A 17,309-nucleotide genomic window follows, 5' to 3' on the forward strand; every position below is an offset into this window, starting at 1 on the left:
GACAGTATGGAGATAACCAGCACTCGCGGGAAGCACGGGATACGAACGCATGTCCTGCTGGTTGTCGCTATGGCGCTTGTCATCGCAATCGTCACATGCGGGTGCCTGTTGCTCATCCGTCATCGCCTCCGTGCGCAGGTTACCGACGATCTGTCTCAGGATCTCGATCATTCTGTCATCACATTTCAAGACCTGCAGGCCGAGCGAGTAAGCGCATTGGATCGCGAGAGTTCACTTCTTGCGGAGCTGCCCACGTTGAAAGCGCTGATGACGAGTGGGGATGAGCTCACCATCCAGAACGGAGCCACGGAATTCTGGCAGCTTAGCGGAAACGATCTGTTTGCGCTCGCCTATCCGGACGGCCGGGTAGTGGCCGTCTATACCAAGGGCACGCCAGTGGATGCCACTATCCGCCAAGGATTGAAGACGCTACTGGCTTCTCCCCAAAAACGCTATCTCATCGATGGGCAGGGGCTGTACGTCTGTTCTGTGCGTCCGTTGTACTTTGGTAGTGATGAGGACGGCACCCTGCTCGGGTATGTCATCAGCGGTATATCGATTGAACGAACTGTGCGGCAGATCAGCCAGCCGACCGGCGTGGAAGCAACCTTTCTCAGTGAGGGGCAAGTCGTGGCAAGTACACTGAGCCAATCCGGCCAGACGAGCCTCAGGATGCAGCCAGGATTGTTTTCAGGCACACCCCAGGCGCCGTCTACCGTGAATTTCGGAAGCATTCGGTATCTCGCCGCAACGGAGGATCTCACCGCGGCTGCCACATCTCCGCTGAAGCTGGTGGTCCTGAAATCCTTCGAACCGGCAGAGCGTTCGATCAACCGAATCAACCGAATGGTGTTAAGTGCAGGCTTCCTCGCGCTTCTCTCAGGTACTGTTCTGATGATTGCTCTTTCGCACCTCCTGACTCGTCCACTCGAAGAGCTTTCGAGGAGCGTCATTGCATTTGGCAGCGGCAACGACCCATACCGAATACCGCGATATGGTACCCAGGAGGTAAGACAGCTAAGCACCGCATTCGCCGGAATGATTAACGAAATCAAGCAAAAAAATCGGGCATTGCTGGAATCCGAACGACTTGCGACCATCGGACGGATGGCAAGCTCGGTCTCTCATGACTTGCGTCACTATCTCGCTGCGATATACGCCAATTCGGAGTTTCTTGCATCCGGCCGGCTATCAGAAACTGAACGAGCAGAGATCTTTGCGGACGTTCGCGCGGCGGTGCATGGCACGACCGACATGATCGAATCACTGCTGATCTTCAGCCGTACAGGTGCAAGCGTGAGAAGGTCGCCCGAACTCATGGCAATATTGCTGGAACGAGCGGCCGCTGTGGTTCGAGCGCATCCCGATGCCGAAGGCGTTTCGCTGGTGACTCGTCTCGGCGAGCCTACGGAGACGGCCGTCGTCGTCGACGGAAAACAGATTGAACGCGCGGTCTGCAACCTTCTCCTCAACGCTTGCCAGGCTGTTCGCACGACTGGAAAGGAGGCCAGAATCGTGATGACGCTGGAAGTCCATCAGGAGCACATGACCGTCAGTGTCATAGACAACGGCGATGGCATCCCGGAAAGCATTCGCACCAGTCTTTTTGAACCATTTGTGAGCGAAGGGAAACAGAAGGGAACGGGCCTCGGGCTTACATTAGCTCATTGCATCGCCGTAGAACATGGAGGAGAGGTCGTTCTGCTGAGCAGTATTCCAGGCGAAACGATATTTCAAATGACAGTAGCGCGGGAGATTCAAACACCAAATGCACTGACCATGTCAGCAACGGGCCCTCACGACGAGGTTCACCAACATGAAAATTTACAAGCCTAAAGCAAAACAGCAACCCATGATGCCGCTTCGGAATTTATGGCCCATGTTGTCGGTGCTGATCTTCGTTTGCGGCTATTCCGGACCTTGGTTGCTCGCACAGTCGACCCAACCCGCGAATCAAGAGAGCGTTCCGGAGCAGATTCAAAAATTGACTGAGGCGATGGCAAAGGCACAAAGCCAACTCGAACAATCGCAGCATCAGCTGGACGAGCTGCGCCAACAACTGGCCGCACTGCAGAGCCAGATGGCACAGGCGGGATCTGCAGTGACCCTTCCGGCATCAACCGCTCCAGCTGCGACATCATCATCGGTTTCTTTGCCACAGGTCGTCTCCCCAGCTAAGCCGGCCGCGATAGCCGACCTTCGAGAGCGGCAGGACATGCAGGAATCTCAAATCGCGACCCTCGACCAGACCAAGGTCGAAAGTGAGTCAAAGTATCCGGTGAAGATCACCGGGTTATTGCTGTTCAACGGCTTCGTCAATACGCGGCAGGTGAATATAGCGGCGACGCCGACGTTGGCTCTCTATGGCACCGGAAGCACAGGGGCGTCGGTACAGCAGTCGATTCTCGGCTTTGATGCGCGCGGGCCGCACCTCTTCGGTGCACGCAGCTATGCCGACCTGAGAGTCGATTTCGACGGCAGCCCAACGAATAATGCTCCGACTACCATCTACGCCGGCTACTACAACACGAGTGTCGCGATTGTGCGTCTGAGAACCGCTCACGCGGGCCTGCAATGGCAAAATACAGACGCTTACTTTTCCCTCGATCGTCCCATCTTTAGTCCGGACGCACCGACGTCGTTGACGGCTGTCGCCGAGCCAGCGCTTGCCTGGTCTGGAAACTTATGGACGTGGAATCCTCAGGTCGGGGTTACTCAGGACATTCGGTTTGCGAGCACTCATGAGGTTCGCTTGCAGGGTGCCTTGATCGATGTCGGCGATGCGCCGGTGTCCACGGTATCCGCCTCTGCCGCGATGTCAACGGTTATCCCCACCGCCGCGGAACAGAGCCGCTGGCCTGGAGAGGAAGCTCGCATCGCTTTGCTTGGCTCGAATCTGGAAGAAGGGAGCCACGTCGGTGTGGGTGGGTATTTCGCGCCCCACCTAAGTCCGGCCGGCACCCGGTTCGACGCTTGGGCAACCACGGTCGATACCAAGCTCCTCTTGCCGGGTCGGCTGCAATTCACGGGAGCCTTTTATCGTGGGGCGGCGCTGGGCGGTCTCGGAGGAGGAGCCTACAAAGATTTCGGCTTTCAAGTCGACGCGGAGTCATCCAAGTACTATTTCCGCCCATACGACGATGTAGGGGGATGGGCGCAACTGAAGGAGAAGCTTACCGAACGATTGGAATTCAACGCAGCCTTCGGACTGGATAACGTGTTCGCAAGTCAACTGCGCCCCTACTATGTTCCGGGTGGAACCATGTATCAGAATTTGGCAAGAAGCCAAACCTACACGGGTAATGTGATCTATAGCCCAGTCGCGTATCTCCTCTTTTCTCTAGAGTACCGACACATCGAAAGCATACCGGTCATTGGTGCTCCGGCTGAGAGCAACATTATCGGCATCGCCGCTGGGTACAAGTTCTAATGAAAAACATGCGCATCGCCCTTGCGATCTTTGTCGCCCTCCTGGCGTCGGACACGCTACGGTCGCAAGATCGTCCACCGCCTGGCTCCGCGGCTCAATTACGCCTGCACATCGCCTTCGCACAACCTGGAAAATATCGCGCAGTACCCGCTGTTGCGTGGCTAGAACCGCTGGCGGGGACGATTGTCCCACCGTTCGTCCAGCACGAGACCTACACGTTGACGCAGAAGAATCGCATGTTCCTCCCGCATTTGCAGGTCATTCCGATCGGCGCAGTCGTTCAGTTTCCCAACGCCGACCCGTTCTTTCACAACGTCTTCTCGCTCTACGATGGCAAGCGATTTGACCTTGGACTTTATGAGGCGGGCTCGAGCAAATCAGTTACGTTCTCTCGAGCGGGCGTCTCCTACATTTTCTGCAACATTCATCCTGAGATGAGTGCGGTGGTGCTTGCCCTCCCCACGCCTCTATTTGCCATGGCGGATCCCCAAGATTCTTTCGAACTCCGTAATGTGCCCCCAGGCGATTACAAGTTGCATCTCTGGATTGAGGGCTTGCCTTCATCCGTTGTCGATGGCATGACTCGGTTTGTGCATCTGTCCACGGGAGTCGTCGATATGGGTACGCTGATTATTCCGACGAAACCGAACAGGCCCGCAGGCCACACGAATAAGTTCGGAAACGAATACGACTCGCATCCCAAGTCTCCCTATGATCACTAAGATTCCCGAATCTCCAGGGAGAGTCATCTCTTAATTTCCAGATGCATACAGCCGGAGCCCAGTGAATCGGCAAGTCCTAGCCGATTCACCGTGGCCCTGTTAGTTCTTACAGTTCACGGCAATGGCGCAGCAACGTATTGTTTGTGAGTGTAGGTTTCCATGCTGACGTGCGAATCGGTTGCGGGCATGAAAACCGAACAAATTCTATGACCTTTAGCGCGGCGCGTGTTGACACTGACGCCGCAAATGCATGCACAAGAACCAACATCCGAATAGGAGAACTGAAAATGCAGAACCAAAAGACCCTGATAGTTCTAGCGTTGCTTGGCGCAATGTCCGTCGTTAGCAAACCGATAGTTGCTCAAACGGCGACGCAGAACTCGTCCGGAGCGGGCGCGCCATCCACGGCAAGTCTTGACCAAGACGTCAAGATGCTGCGAGCTGACGTCCAATCATCAAAGAAAGCGATCACAGCGGAGAATATGAACTTGACCGCGGATGAAGCCACCAAGTTCTGGCCAATATATGACCAGTATGCAGCTGAAGTTGCCAAAATCGGCGATTCACGCGTGACGCTCATTAAAGATTATGCGGTGAACTACGACACGATGACCGATGCTCAGGCGAATCTCTTCATACAGAGATCGGCGGCTATTGACCAGCGCTTTACGGCCGCTCGCACGAAATATGTGCCGATTTTTGAGAAGGTCATCTCCGCAAAGAAGACCGCGCTGTGGTATCAGATCGACCGCCGCCTCGATCTTTTGATTAACTTGCAGTTGGCAGGAAATATTCCCGTGGTGGATACCGGCAACTAAGCTCGCAACAAATCGTTGAAGAAGAGCATTTCACAGAACCCCCTTGGAATTCTGGAGTGATGCCCTGCGTCCGGCCGCACTCTTCGAGTTCCGGTTGAGTCATCCCCGACCTTGAAGTGGCTGCCTCGTGAAGCTCGGTCGTCATTTGAGCGATTGAAGGTACTTTCGCCAGCCTCCGAAGTGGGTGATCTCGGTGGCGTTTTCGATTCCGGCTGGTTCGGCGAGGAAGCCTTTGACCTGGGAGCCGTCTTCGAGCCTGAGCGTGCCGATACAGAGCGGTGGGGGAACGCCTTCGACGAAGCTGCCGACGGTGTCTTCGGGGAGTGCCCAGATTTCGACTTCGATGCCTGGGCCTTCGTAGCCGGGGATGTGGACGAGGCCGGGCTTAGGGGGGATGGTGCCTTTGAGTGCGAAGAATTTGTAGTCGGGATGGGTTCGGCAGGTGCGGAGGAGGCGGCCGTTGCGCTGGGTGAGTTGCCAGTTTAGTGGCTGGCCGGAGAGATGGGCGCCTACGACGGCCATTAGGAGGGTGCCGGCGGGGGGGATGGTTGCGGGTAGGGGTTTGGTGTCGGCTAGCTTGCGGTTGGTGCCGCCGAGGGTCGTGGTGGCGTCCGCGGCGCGGTGGAGGCGGTCGGCGAGGGTGAGGAGGCCGGCGTCGTGGAAGGCGGGCGCGATGAGGCTGACGCCGAAGGGTAGGGCGTCGGGGCGGAAGGCGGTGGGAACCGCGATGGCGGAGAGGTCGAGGAGATTGACGAAGTTGGTGTAGGTGCCGAGGTTGCTGTTGAGCTGGATGGGGTCGGCAGTGACTTCGGCGATGGTGTAGCTGCGGGGCGTGGTGGGGAGGACGAGGACGTCGATGGTCTGCCAGACGGGCTTGGTTTTGGCGCGGAGGTCTTCCAGCTTGTAGGCGGCGTTGAAGGCGTCGACGGCAGAGTAGTTGGTGGCGCCAGAGATGATGGTGGCGACGGTGGGATCCATTTCGTTGGCGTGCTGCTGGAGGAAGGGGGCAATGGCGGCGTAGCGCTCGGCTACCCAGGGACCTTTGTAGAGGAGTTGAGCGGCGGCTAGAAATGGAGCTAGATCTATTTCTACGGGTTCGCCGCCTAGGGAGATTAGCTTGTCGACGGCGGATTGGAAGAGGGCGGGATTGTGGGTGTCGCCGAAGAAGTTGAGGGTGGAGGCGGCGGGGACGCCGAAGCGGAAGGAGGTGGCGGCGGACCAGGGTGTGGCTTGAGCGCCGATGGCCGGGATGCGGGAGTAGGGGTCGGCGGGGTCGAAGGCGCGGGCGGCGGTGAGGACTAGGGAGGCGTCGAGGGAGGTTTCAGCGAAGATAGAGACGCAGTCGAGGGTGCGGCAGGCGGGGAAGACGCCCTTGGTGCTGAGGACACCGCGGGTTGGCTTGAGGCCGATGAGGTTGTTGAACATTGCGGGGACTCGTCCGGAGCCGGCCGTGTCGGTGCCGAGTGCGAAGGTGACGAGGCCGCTGGCTACGGCTACGGCGGAGCCCGCGCTTGAGCCGCCGGAGATGTACTCGCGGTTGAAGACGCTGGAGCAGATGCCGTAGGGTGTGCGCGTTCCGACGAGGCCGGTGGCGAATTGATCCATGTTGGTCTTGCCGATGAGAATGGCGCCGGCGGCTTCGAGGCGAGTGACGACGGTGGCGGATTCGGTTGGCATGAAGGCGTAGGCGGGGCAGCCGACGGTGGTGGGGAGACCGGCTGCGTCGATGTTGTCCTTGACGGCGAAGGGGATGCCGAAGAGAGGGAGCTTAACGCGGTCTTCGGGCGAGAGGGCGTCTAGCTCGGCTGCGCGTTGGAAGGCACGATCTGTTGGGACGAGGGAGATCCAGACTGGGTGAAGGCCTTCGGCTTCGATGCGGGCGTAGATGTTCGAGATGACGGAGGAGAGGGTGGTGCCGGAGGCGTAGGCCTGTTGGAGGGTGGTGATGTCCATGGGTTCCTAGGTGGGGCGGATGGAGACTACTAGTTGGCCGGCGTTGACGATGGCGCCTAGTTCGCAGTGGATTTGTTCGACGATGCCGTTGGTGTGGGAGAGGACGGCGATCTCGGTTTTCATGGCGTCGAGGACGATGATTTTTTCGTCGGCGGTTACGGTTTGGCCGGGCTTGACGAGGATTTGGAAGATGCTGGCGGTGAGGGGGGAGGAGACGCCTTCGCAGCCTTCGGCTACTGTCGCGGCGGCGGTCTCCTGCGGCGGCTCGGGGGGCTCGGCTACGGTGAGGAGGCCGGCTTCGCGCCAGCGTTCGCGCTCGGCGTCGAAGGAGGCTTTCTGGTGCGACTTGAAGGCGGCGGCTTCGGGGGCGATGGAGTCTAGGAAGCGCTGGTACTCGGCTAGTGAGAAGGTGGTGTCTTCAACGCGGAGAGGGTAGCCGCCGTGGGGGAAGAGTTCGCGAGCCTGGAGGAGTTCGTCGGCGGAGACTGGGTAGAAGCGGATCTGGTCGAAGAAACGGAGGGACCAGGGGATGCCAGGAGCGAAGGCAGGCGTGGACTTCCAGGCGTTCCACACTTGAATGGTGCGGCCGACAAGCTGGTAGCCGCCGGGGCCTTCCATCCCGTAGACGCACATGTAGGCGCCGCCGATGCCGACGGCGTTTTCGGGTGTCCAGGTGCGGGCGGGGTTGTACTTAGTGGTGACGAGACGATGGCGCGGATCGACGGGTGTGGCTACCGGCGCGCCGAGGTAGACGTCGCCCAGGCCGAGGACGAGATAGCTGGCTTCGAAGACGATGCGGTGGACGTCTTCGATGGAGTCGAGGCCGTTGATGCGGCGAATGAACTCGATGTTGGAAGGACACCAGGGCGCGTCGGGGCGGACGGCTTGCATGTATTTCTGCTGGGCGAGTTTGGCTTGCGGGTCGTCCCAGGAGAGTGGGAGGTGCACGATGCGGGAGGGGACGGTGATGTCCGTGAGCGGCGGCATGGTGCGGTCGAGTTCGGAGAGCGTATCGATGAGTTGCTGGCGCGGAAGGATGCGGCTGTCGTAGTGGATGTGGAGGGAGCGAACGCCGGGCGTGATGTCGATGATGCCGGGGACGTTGGATTCGCGGAGGCGCTGCTCGAGGATGTGGACGCGGAAGCGGAGGTTGAGGTCGAGTTCGAGCTTGCCGTATTCGACGAGGAGATACTTGTCGCCGTCGGCGCGGAGGGTCATGGAGGGATCGCGGTCGGCGATACGTTTGAGGATGGCGGGCTCGGGTGTCGAGATTTCGGGGAGTGCTGGTGGAGCGGCGGTGAAGTCGCGGAGGAAGAGGTCTTGCTCGCGCTCCATGGCTTCGGCTTCGGCTAGCGTGATGCGTTTGAACTGGACGAGGTCGCCGGCTTTGAGTTGGCCTAGCTTCCAGAGTTCGGCCTGGACGATGGTGGCGGGGCAGACGAAGCCGCCTAGCGAGGGGCCGTCGGGGCCGAGGAGGATGGGCATGTCGCCGGTGAAGTCGATGGTGCCGATGGCGTAAGCGTTGTCGTGAATGTTAGAGGGGTGGAGGCCGGCTTCGCCGCCATCGGGGCGAGCCCATTTTGGCTTGGGACCGATGAGTCGGACGCCGGTGCGATCGCTCTGGTAATGGATCTTCCATTGCGTCGCGAAGAGCATGGCGATGTCTTCTTCGGTGAAGAACTCGGGTGCGGTGTGGGGGCCGAAGAGCACGCCAACGGTCCAGGTGTGGGTGAGCTCGGGAATGTGGTCGGCGGGCAGGGTTGCGAGGGTTTCGAGGGCGAGATCTTGCTGGCCGAAGTGGAGGACGTCGCCTGCACGCAGGGCTCGACCAGCATGTCCGCCAAACATTCCGAGGACGAAGGTGCTGCGGCTGCCGAGGAAGGGTTGCGTGTCGAAGCTGCCGCGCACGGCTAGGTAGGTGCGGATGCCTTCTTTGGCGGCTGCGCCGAGCGAGAGGATGCTGTTGGCTTTGACTTCGATGGCTTGCCAGCGCGGGACCAGCTTGCCGTCGAGCTTCGCGGTCATGTCCGCGCCGGTGAGAGCGATGAGGGCGTCGGCGTGGAATTTGAGGCGGCCGCCCATGGTGGCGAACTCGATGGCCGAGGCGTTTTCGGCGTTGCCGACGAGGCGGTTCGCGATGCGGAAGGAGAGGTGGTCCATCGGGCCGGAGGGTGGGACGCCGACGTTCCAGTAGCCGATGCGGCCGGGGTAGTCCTGCAGCGTGGTTTGCGTGCCGCCTTCGAGGAATTCGATGGCGTGGCGGGCGAAGGGGAAGGTGCCGAGGAAGGAGGTGGTGATTTTGCCGGAGACGAACTCGGGCGTGGTGATGATTTCGCGGAGGTAGCGGAGGTTGGTTTCGGTGCCGTCGATGGCGGCGGCATTGAGCGCGGTGGACAGTTTGGCGAGGGCTTCGGTGCGGTCTTTGCCGTGGACGATAATCTTCGCGATCATGGGATCGTAGAAGGAAGTGATGGTGGTGCCGGATTCGATCCAGGTTTCTACGCGCGCGATTTCTGGCGGGGGGAAGGTGACGAGCGTGAGCTTGCCGGGCGTCGGCTGGAAGTTGTTGGCGGGGTCTTCGGCGTAGACGCGGGCTTCGATGGACGCGCCGTGGGGTTGGATGTTGAAGCTGGAGAGCGGCGGCATTTCGCGGGCGGCTTGCAGGATCATCCACTCGACGAGATCGATGCCGGTGACTTCTTCTGTGACGCCGTGCTCAACCTGGAGGCGGGTGTTGACTTCGAGGAAGTAGAACTGCTGGGTGTCGTCGTCGTAGATGAATTCGACTGTGCCGGCGGAGGCGTAGTTGACGGATTTTGTTAGGAGGGTCGCGGCGGCTTTGAGGCGTTCGCGTGTTTCGGCGGTGAGGCCGGGGGCTGGCGTTTCTTCGAGGACTTTCTGATGGCGGCGCTGCGCGGAGCAGTCGCGTTCGCCGAGAGCGAGGACGTTGCCTTTGCCGTCGCCGAAGATCTGGACTTCGATGTGGCGGGCGCGAGCTACGTATTTTTCGAGGTAGACGCCGGAGTCGCCGAAGTTGGCGCGGGAAAGGCGAAGGACGGAGTCGTAGGCTTCGGCTAGCTGTTCGGCTGAGTGGCAGACACGCATGCCGATGCCGCCGCCGCCGCCGGAGCTCTTGAGCATGACCGGGTAGGTGAGGGCGTTGGCTTTGGTGAGAGCGTCGTCGAGGTCGGCGAGGAGACCGGTGCCGGGGAGGAGCGGGACGTTGCAGGCCTGGGCGGTGGCGCGGGCGGTGTGCTTGAGGGCGAAGGCTTCGATGTGCTCTGGCGCGGGGCCGATGAAGGCGATGCCTCGGGCGGCGCAGGCGCGAGCGAAGTCTACATTTTCGCTGAGGAATCCGTAGCCGGGATGGATGGCCTCGGCGCCGGTTTCGGCGGCTGCGGCGAAGATGGCGTCGAAGGAAAGATAGCTTTGCGCGGCGGGGGCTTCGCCGATGAGGATGGCTTCGTCGGCGTTGAGGACCTGGAGCGAATTTTTGTCGGCGGTGGAATAGACGGCGATGGACCCAACTCCCATGCGCTTGAGCGTGCGTTCGATGCGGCAGGCGATGGCGCCGCGATTGGCGATCAGGACTTTCTTAAACATGAATGCTCTTGTCGGATTTTTCGGCTTCCCAGATGAGGACCTGGATGGGTGTGGGGTTGTAGGCGTTGCAGGGGTTGTTGAGCTGCGGGCAGTTGGAGATGGCGATGAGGGTGTCCATCTCGGCGCGGAGCTCGACGTATTTGCCTGCGTCGGAGACGCCGTCGGCGAAGGTGAGCTGGCCGGCGGGGGTGACGGGGACGTTCATGAAGAAGTTGATGTTGGCGGTGAGGTCGCGCTTGTCGAGCGAGTGGCGGGTGTGTTGCGACCAGTCCATCGCGCCTTTGAGGAAGGTTTGTCGGCAGGCGTGCATGCTGCGCTTCTCGATGGCGTAGCGAACCATGTTGCTCTCGCAGGAGCAGGCGCCGCCTAGCGTGTCGTGGCGGCCGCAGGTGTCGGCGACGATGGTGAGGAGGACGTTGCGCTCGGTGGAGATGAGTTTTGTGCCGGTGGTGAGATAGATGTTCTGCTGCTCGCGGATGGTGTCTTGCGCGCTGTAGCGGTCGGCGTAGTTGCGGGCGTTGTAGAAGAGCGTGTCGACGGCCTGGTTGCCTTCGAGGTCGACGATGCGGACGTATTGGCCAGCGCGGATCTCGTGAACGAAGGGATCGCCGGCGTCGACTGTGACGGAGACGATGGCGTCTTCGGGTAGGCGCGGGCTGGTCTTGATGATTTTTTCTGGCATGGCGAAGAGGTTCTCGGAGTTTAGAGGAAGTAGCGTTCGGTCAGGGTGAAGCCGCGGGCGTTTTCGGGACGGAAGGTGCGGCAGGGGTCGTCGGGGCCGGGCGCTGCCACTGTCTTTAGCGTGAGTTTGACGGGGCGCTGGGCGTAGACGGGGTCGGGATCCATGGGGTGTTGGCAGGTGTTGAGGATGACGAGGGTGTTCATCTCGGCGCGGAGTTCGACGGCGCTGCCGGCCTTGGCGTGGTTGGGGATGAAGTGCATGCTGCCATCGTCGTGGACTTCTACCTTGGAAAAGAAGTTGATGTTCATCATGAGGTCGCGGCTGTTGAGGCCGTATTTTTCGAGCTCGATGAGAAAGCCGTCGAGGGCGTTCTGGTGCCAGTCGTTGCGCGCCTGCTGGTAGGTGGAGACGCCGTACCTTTTTTCGACGAGCGTGCGGTCGGAACAGCCACCTAGCGGGTCGTGCCAGCCGAGGGTGTCGTCCGTGATGGAGCAGAGGATGCGGGCCATGTCCGAGTAAAGGACGGCGCCGGTGGTGAGGCGGGCGATGTGTTGGGCCTTGAGAGTGTCGGGGAGGTTGAGGCGCTCGGAGAAGTTGTCGGCGTTGAGCAGGAGGGCGCCAACATTGCAGTTGTCCTCAACCGCTTCGAGACGCAGAGCTGTTCCGCGTTTGAGGATGTGCGACCAGGTAGACGATCCTGGGAGAGCTTCCTCCCATAAGACTGAAGAGTTCAAAAAAGGCCATCCGTTTCCGTGCTAGTGTTGCGGCGTGTTGATAGCTTATCGCGTGCGGCTTGGATTACTGTGTACTGCTTACGGCTGATCGGGCGAGAGGCGCCAGACGGTGCCCTGGCGACCGTTCGAGAGCCAGAGGGAGCCGAGGCCGAAACGGAGGCCGTCGCCGCCGGGGCCTCCCCATTGCTTGACGACCTTATTGGTAGCGGGATCGATTTCGGTGATGGGGAAGTCGAACATGGTGGCCCAGACGTGGCCTGCGCCGAAGGTGATCTCGCCGCCGAAACCAGGGATGCCGCAGGCGATATTGGCGATGAGCTTGCTGGTCTTCTCGTCGACGCGGGAGATCGTGCCGTCGCCTTGGTTGAGGGTCCAGATGGAGCCTGCGCCGGTGGTGAGGAAGCGTGGCTTGGGGCCGATGGGGATGGTGGCGACTACCGATGCGGAGTTGGGATCAACCTTGAGGAGCTGGTCGTGTTCGTAGGAGGAGATCCAGACGAAGCCGTCGCTGAAGAGAGGATTCTCTGAGCCTGACGGCAGGGGGATGGAGGCGATGACGGCGTTCTTGGTGGGATCGATGCGGACGAGCGTGGAGGGCTTGGTGACGAGCCAGATGGAGCCGGCACCGACGGTGATGCCGCCTTCGGAGTTGGCGGAGTCGGCGGGGATTTGGGCGATGATTTTGCCGTCGGCGGGATCGAAGCGGGTGAGGACATGGTCGCCGCAGCTGGGAGACCAGAGCGAGCCGAAGGCGCTGGCTAGGCCGGAGCACGGGTCTTTGACGGGAAGGACTTTGCCGATGGTATTGGTCGCGGCGAGGAGTTGGACGATGTGGCTGTCGCGGCCGGTGGTGACCCAGAGGGAGTCGGCTGTGACGACGGACCAGTCCGGACTGCCTGGGGGGGTGAAGACTGCGTCCTTTTTGATGTCCGCGATGGAGCGCGAGACGCCGGGTGTGTTTACGCCGGTGCGAACGATGTGGGATCTGTTAGCGGGGGGCGGCGCGGGGGCTGTGGCGGTCTCCTGGGCTGCGAGGGATGACGGAAGCAGGGTTGCGGAGAGCAGGAGCGCGAAGCACACGGCGACTCGGGGATGGTTCTGAACGGGCATGTCTTTTGAATCCTCGAACGGGAGGGTTGGATTAGGGAGTGGAGGTTGAGCTGTTGAGTCCGATGGTAGAGCAAACGGGTTCGCGGGGCAGCAAGATTGAAGAGTTGAATGTGGGCGATAGAAAGGATCTATCTATAGAAAGTTTCTATACAGTCCATTCTCGTTGGCGATAGGGATTGGAATTACGCGGGCGGGGGGCTTAGTATGACGGAAACCCACAGATTGATGAGACGGACCTTCACGCCGGGGGGATTGAACCTTCCGAAGCTCCGGCATCCATAACGAGCGCGGATGCACCGTTCTACAGGAGTTATCGAGTGTTTGAAGTGAAGTCGGCTGAGCCTGCCAGGTGTTCCTTCGTGACTTTCTCCGGGTACTTTCGTTGGGGCAGTCTGGCCTCCGCATTGTTCGCGAGCGCGTTGCTCGCGGTTCCGGGGCATGGACTGCAGCCAGCGGTGAACGCAACGGACAAAGGACAGGGCGCACACGCCGCGGGCAAGAAGGGGGCGGCTCCGCCGGACGCAGAAAAGGCGAAGGGCGACAGGGCGGACAAGAACGCCTACGACTTCACGCTGCCGGGCGCGGATGGGAAGGATGTGCCGGTTTCGAGCTTCAAGGGTAAATACATCCTGATCGTGAATCTGGGCCGGAAGTCGGCTTATGGTGAGCAGTTGGCGGCGCTGATCAAGCTGAACGATGAGTACAAGGATAAGGGCCTGGTGGTGATCGGCGTGCCCTCGAATCAGTTTGGGCTGGCGGAGCCGGGGACGTCGGCTGAGATTCAGAAGGCTTATGCGGAGGCCAAAGTCGACTTTCCGGTGATGGCTGTTTCGAAGATTACGGGGGACGAGGAACTGCCGCTGTATGGCTATCTTACTAAGAGCAAGAGTGCACCTCCCGGCGGTCCGGTGCACTGGAATTACACCAAGTTCATCATCGATACAAAGGGCAACGTGTTGGCACGACTTGACCCGGATGTGACGCCGGATTCGGCGGAGATGAAGTCGACGATCGACAAGGTGCTGGCAGGGACTTATAAGCCGAAGAAGGCAGAAGGAAAGCCTGGCGCGAAACCTGCGGATGACGATGACGATGATGACTGAGTCAGAGGCCGTTATGGCATCTTTCTATGCTGTCGATTGCAACTTCAAATGCAGGCCGGAATTGTAACTGTTCGAGTTAAACTTCAGTCGTAAGCCGATCTTGGATTTCACTCTAAACGGTTTTGCGAGCTCACCCAACAAGCAATGCCTGCAGCATGTAGAGAGCGGGCAAGCGCAAACGTAACCCTTAAAGACCCAGGTGTCTATGCAATCGAAGCGGCTCGGAACTTTCTCGTTATTGTGCAGCCTTGCGCTGCTGGTTGGTTTTTCAGATGCAGCGACAGCAAGCGCGCAGGCACCGACCTTTACGGTTGGGTGGTCGGTCTATGCGGGATGGAATCCTTACTTCTACATGCAGAAGTCGGGGATCTTGAAGAAGTGGGCGGATAAATACGGGATTGCGATCAAGGTCCAGCGGTTCGACTATGCAGCGTCGCTGGATTCGTTTGTGGCGAAGAATATTGATGCTTGCGCGATGACGAATATGGAGGCGCTGGATATGCCGGCGGCTGCGGGCGTGGATTCGACGGCCATCATCGTGGGCGACTATAGCAACGGTAACGATGCGGTGCTGGTGCGGGATAACCTGACGTTCCAAACACTGCCTAGCAAGCCGGTCATGCTGGTGCAGAAGACGGTTTCTGAGTATCTGCTGGAGCGCGGGATGGTGTTGAACGGACAGCAGGCACAGTTGGGCAAGCTGCACTTGATCAACACCTCGGACTCGGATATTGTGGCGGCATTTTTGAACAACAAGTCGAACGAGGCTGTGGTGACGTGGAAGCCGCTGGTGAGCCAGATCGTGGCGGATAAGAGCGTGCATTCGATCTTCGATTCGTCGAAGATTCCTGGCGAGATTATGGACCTGATGGTGGTTCGGAGCGAGGTTCTGAATACGCCGAACGGGCAGAAGTTTGCTAGGGCACTTACGGGCGCGTGGTACGAGACGATTCAGCAGGTAGCGGCGGGACAGGCGAATGCGCTGAAGTACTCGGCCGCGGCGTCGGGTGATTCGGTTGAGTCGTATAAGGAGCAGTTGAAGACGACGGCGCTGTTTGTTTCGCCGAAGTCGGCGGTTGATTTTACGGATGGGCCGGAGGTGCAGCAGAAGATGGACCTGGTTCGGCTGTTCTGCTTCAAGCATGGATTGCTGGGGCAGGGAATTCACTCCGTTGATGACGTTGCGATCGCTTATCCGAATGGTACGGTGCAGGGAAATAAGGCGCGTGTGCGGTTGCGTTTCAACTCCGCTTATATGCAGGCGGCAGAACAAGGAAAGCTGTAGCACTCTATGACGAATCTTTCGCCATTCGACATCCAGGCCCGACCCAACCGGCTGTTGGCGCAGGCGCTTTCCTGCGTATTGTTCGTGGTGTGCATTGGGCTGTACATGCATACGTCGGTTGAGCGGCACAAAGAGAATGCGGAGGATCGGGTGGTGCCGAGCGGGCACCAGTTGGTTGCGGGGATCCGGTCGGCGGTGCTGGAGCCGGCGGAGGAGGACGACTATATTCCGGCCGAGAGTGCGTCGACGTGGGAGCGGCTGCGGCACTCGATGATCTGGAAGGACACGGCTTCGAGCGGGGGGCGTTTCTTCATCAGCCTGGCGCTGCTGATTCCCTTTGTGGTGCTGGCGGTGCACATCGGATTGTTTCCGTGGTTTGGTGCGGGATTTCTGCGATTTTTTCTTTTCTTCGACAAGATTGTTGCGCTGTCGCTGCTGCCGATTTTGTTTATTGCGTTTGGGATCGATCAGTGGTCGAAGATTGCGCTGATTGTGATTGGCGTGGCGCCGACGATGATTCTGGATGTGACGCAGATGGTGAAGGCGGTGCCGCAGGAACAGATCGTGAAGGCGTTTACGCTGGATGCGAATAACTTCGATGTGGCGTACCGCGTGGTGTTTCGGCAGGTATTGCCGCAGGTGATCAATAGTCTGCGGCTGAATCTGAAACCGATGATGCTGTTTTTGTTTGCAGGCGAGATGATTGCCGCGTCGGATGGGCTGGCTTATCGGATCGCGATTATGCGGCGGCACATGGGGATGGATGTGATTTTGCCGTACGTGCTTTGGGTTGCGCTGCTGCTGTTTCTGATTGATTTTTCGCTGCGCGTCATCAACAGGAGGCTGCATCCATGGTTTCAGGCATGAGTACGCCCGAGATGACGGCTGGCCTGCACCTGATCGGTGAGCAGGCGACGCGGGCCGCGGCAAAGGCAAAGGTGCAAGCGGCGAAGTCGATTTCGATTGAGGATGTTTCGGTTTCCTATGCGCTTGAGCGTTCGGCGCGGCGGTGCGTGCTGGAGAATATTTCGCTCGAGATTGAAGAGGGAGAGTTTGTCGTTTTGCTGGGAGAGACGGGCTGCGGCAAGAGCACGCTGCTGCGAATGCTGCTGGGGCAGGAGCGGCCGACGGCGGGGCAGATTTCGGTGGCAGGATCGCGGGTGGAGCGGGTGGATGCGCGGTCGGGATATGTTCCGCAGCGCTACTCGCTGTTTCCGGATCGGTCGGTGCTCGACAACTTGATGATGGGGCCGCTGACCTCGAAGTTCCATATTCTTGGAAGGCTGCGGCCGAGCTATTGGGAGGCGCGGCGCGCGGTAAAGGCAGAGGCGTTCCGGCAGATTACGCACATGGGACTGCAGGCTTCGGATGCCGGGAAGTATCCTTATCAGCTTTCGGGCGGCATGCAGCAGCGGGTCGCGATTGCGCAGGCGCTGATGATGAAGAATCGGGTCCTGCTGATGGATGAGGCGTTCAGTGCGCTGGATCCGTCGACACGGTCCAGTTTGCAGCGGCTGTTGCGTTCGGTGTGGAGCGAGACGCGGCCGACGGTGGTGTTCGTTACGCATAACACGGCGGAGGCGCTGTTCCTAGGTACGCGCTTGATTGTGCTGGCGCGTGAAAGTAAAGACGACGCTTGCGGCTCGCGCGTGACGTTGGATATGAAGCTGGCTGAAGGCGGTATGACGTTGCGCACGCATGGGCAGGAGTTTCTGGACCTTGTGGAGCATGTCGAAGCCGTTTCATGTGGACAGAGGCTGACGGCTCCTGGCGAGCGGCGGACGGCATCAGATGCTTGGGGTGAAGAGTTGGGCCGAGTGGAGCCGGTACGTGTGTCTCCCGAAGATGGGGTGAGACAGTGACGAGGAT

Annotated in this window: 13 protein-coding genes; 8 read left to right on the forward strand and 5 right to left on the reverse strand. The window is 59.8% G+C overall.

Annotated features, from left to right (window positions below; genetic code table 11):
• Positions 1 to 6: 6 nt before the first annotated feature.
• The 4 genes from GSQ80_RS18675 (at position 7) to GSQ80_RS18690 (ending at position 4,970) form a co-directional block, all read left to right on the forward strand.
• On the forward strand, positions 7 to 1,836 hold the full coding sequence (locus tag GSQ80_RS18675) for an ATP-binding protein (RefSeq protein WP_158789162.1): 1,830 nt from the start codon (positions 7 to 9) through the stop codon (positions 1,834 to 1,836).
• Positions 1,817 to 3,430, forward strand: a complete 1,614-nt coding sequence (locus GSQ80_RS18680) for a hypothetical protein (protein ID WP_254059762.1) — start codon at positions 1,817 to 1,819, stop codon at positions 3,428 to 3,430. The genes GSQ80_RS18675 and GSQ80_RS18680 overlap by 20 nt, the downstream gene beginning before the upstream one ends.
• Positions 3,430 to 4,152 (forward strand): hypothetical protein, encoded by a 723-nt coding sequence (locus GSQ80_RS18685; protein ID WP_158789163.1) that lies wholly within the window; start codon positions 3,430 to 3,432, stop codon positions 4,150 to 4,152. The genes GSQ80_RS18680 and GSQ80_RS18685 overlap by 1 nt, the downstream gene beginning before the upstream one ends.
• Before the next feature lie 287 nt (positions 4,153 to 4,439).
• On the forward strand, positions 4,440 to 4,970 hold the full coding sequence (locus GSQ80_RS18690) for a hypothetical protein (protein ID WP_254059763.1): 531 nt from the start codon (positions 4,440 to 4,442) through the stop codon (positions 4,968 to 4,970).
• Between the two features lie 141 nt (positions 4,971 to 5,111).
• On the opposite strand, the gene atzF is transcribed toward GSQ80_RS18690, so the two are convergent.
• The 5 genes from atzF to GSQ80_RS18715 all read right to left on the reverse strand — a co-directional run bounded on the left by atzF (position 5,112) and on the right by GSQ80_RS18715 (position 13,052).
• Complete coding sequence (gene atzF, locus GSQ80_RS18695) at positions 5,112 to 6,923, reverse strand: allophanate hydrolase (RefSeq protein WP_158789164.1); 1,812 nt, start codon at positions 6,921 to 6,923, stop codon at positions 5,112 to 5,114.
• Positions 6,924 to 6,929: 6 nt separating this feature from the next.
• Entirely contained in the window at positions 6,930 to 10,526 is a 3,597-nt protein-coding gene (uca, locus tag GSQ80_RS18700) for an urea carboxylase (RefSeq protein ID WP_158789165.1), read from the reverse strand.
• Positions 10,519 to 11,208, reverse strand: a complete 690-nt coding sequence (locus tag GSQ80_RS18705) for an urea amidolyase associated protein UAAP2 (protein WP_158789166.1) — start codon at positions 11,206 to 11,208, stop codon at positions 10,519 to 10,521. Before GSQ80_RS18705 ends, uca begins: the two co-directional genes overlap by 8 nt.
• Positions 11,209 to 11,228: 20 nt before the next feature.
• The gene (locus tag GSQ80_RS18710) at positions 11,229 to 11,942 is read right to left on the reverse strand and encodes an urea amidolyase associated protein UAAP1 (protein WP_158789167.1); all 714 of its coding nucleotides are present in this window, start codon (positions 11,940 to 11,942) and stop codon (positions 11,229 to 11,231) included.
• Positions 11,943 to 12,020: 78 nt separating this feature from the next.
• Positions 12,021 to 13,052: a hypothetical protein gene (locus GSQ80_RS18715; RefSeq protein WP_158789168.1), complete on the reverse strand. Its 1,032-nt coding sequence runs from the start codon at positions 13,050 to 13,052 to the stop codon at positions 12,021 to 12,023.
• 317 nt (positions 13,053 to 13,369) lie between these two features.
• Between GSQ80_RS18715 and GSQ80_RS18720 the strand changes: the two genes are divergently transcribed.
• The 4 genes from GSQ80_RS18720 to GSQ80_RS18735 all read left to right on the forward strand — a co-directional run bounded on the left by GSQ80_RS18720 (position 13,370) and on the right by GSQ80_RS18735 (position 17,302).
• Positions 13,370 to 14,155 carry a glutathione peroxidase gene (locus tag GSQ80_RS18720; RefSeq protein ID WP_254059764.1) on the forward strand — a complete coding sequence of 262 codons (786 nt, stop codon included), beginning with the start codon at positions 13,370 to 13,372 and terminating at the stop codon, positions 14,153 to 14,155.
• Between the two features lie 238 nt (positions 14,156 to 14,393).
• The gene (locus GSQ80_RS18725; RefSeq protein ID WP_254059765.1) at positions 14,394 to 15,440 is read left to right on the forward strand and encodes a putative urea ABC transporter substrate-binding protein; all 1,047 of its coding nucleotides are present in this window, start codon (positions 14,394 to 14,396) and stop codon (positions 15,438 to 15,440) included.
• Between the two features lie 6 nt (positions 15,441 to 15,446).
• Positions 15,447 to 16,307, forward strand: coding sequence for an ABC transporter permease (locus tag GSQ80_RS18730; protein ID WP_158789170.1), 861 nt, complete (start codon positions 15,447 to 15,449; stop codon positions 16,305 to 16,307).
• Positions 16,292 to 17,302 carry an ABC transporter ATP-binding protein gene (locus GSQ80_RS18735; protein ID WP_158789171.1) on the forward strand — a complete coding sequence of 337 codons (1,011 nt, stop codon included), beginning with the start codon at positions 16,292 to 16,294 and terminating at the stop codon, positions 17,300 to 17,302. The genes GSQ80_RS18730 and GSQ80_RS18735 overlap by 16 nt, the downstream gene beginning before the upstream one ends.
• Positions 17,303 to 17,309: the final 7 nt, after the last annotated feature.

The organism is Granulicella sp. L46, assembly GCF_009765785.1.
In the GTDB taxonomy this organism is placed as follows: Bacteria; Acidobacteriota; Terriglobia; order Terriglobales; family Acidobacteriaceae; genus Granulicella.

Excerpts from the sequence above, each read along its gene's own strand:
- GSQ80_RS18675 (WP_158789162.1), top strand. The coding sequence starts at position 7 with ATGGAGATAACCAGCACTCGCGGGAAGCACGGGATACGAACGCATGTC.
- GSQ80_RS18680 (WP_254059762.1), top strand. The coding sequence starts at position 1,817 with ATGAAAATTTACAAGCCTAAAGCAAAACAGCAACCCATGATGCCGCTT.
- GSQ80_RS18685 (WP_158789163.1), top strand. The coding sequence starts at position 3,430 with ATGAAAAACATGCGCATCGCCCTTGCGATCTTTGTCGCCCTCCTGGCG.
- GSQ80_RS18690 (WP_254059763.1), top strand. The coding sequence starts at position 4,440 with ATGCAGAACCAAAAGACCCTGATAGTTCTAGCGTTGCTTGGCGCAATG.
- atzF (WP_158789164.1), bottom strand. The coding sequence starts at position 6,923 with ATGGACATCACCACCCTCCAACAGGCCTACGCCTCCGGCACCACCCTC.
- uca (WP_158789165.1), bottom strand. The coding sequence starts at position 10,526 with ATGTTTAAGAAAGTCCTGATCGCCAATCGCGGCGCCATCGCCTGCCGC.
- GSQ80_RS18705 (WP_158789166.1), bottom strand. The coding sequence starts at position 11,208 with ATGCCAGAAAAAATCATCAAGACCAGCCCGCGCCTACCCGAAGACGCC.
- GSQ80_RS18715 (WP_158789168.1), bottom strand. The coding sequence starts at position 13,052 with ATGCCCGTTCAGAACCATCCCCGAGTCGCCGTGTGCTTCGCGCTCCTG.
- GSQ80_RS18730 (WP_158789170.1), top strand. The coding sequence starts at position 15,447 with ATGACGAATCTTTCGCCATTCGACATCCAGGCCCGACCCAACCGGCTG.
- GSQ80_RS18735 (WP_158789171.1), top strand. The coding sequence starts at position 16,292 with ATGGTTTCAGGCATGAGTACGCCCGAGATGACGGCTGGCCTGCACCTG.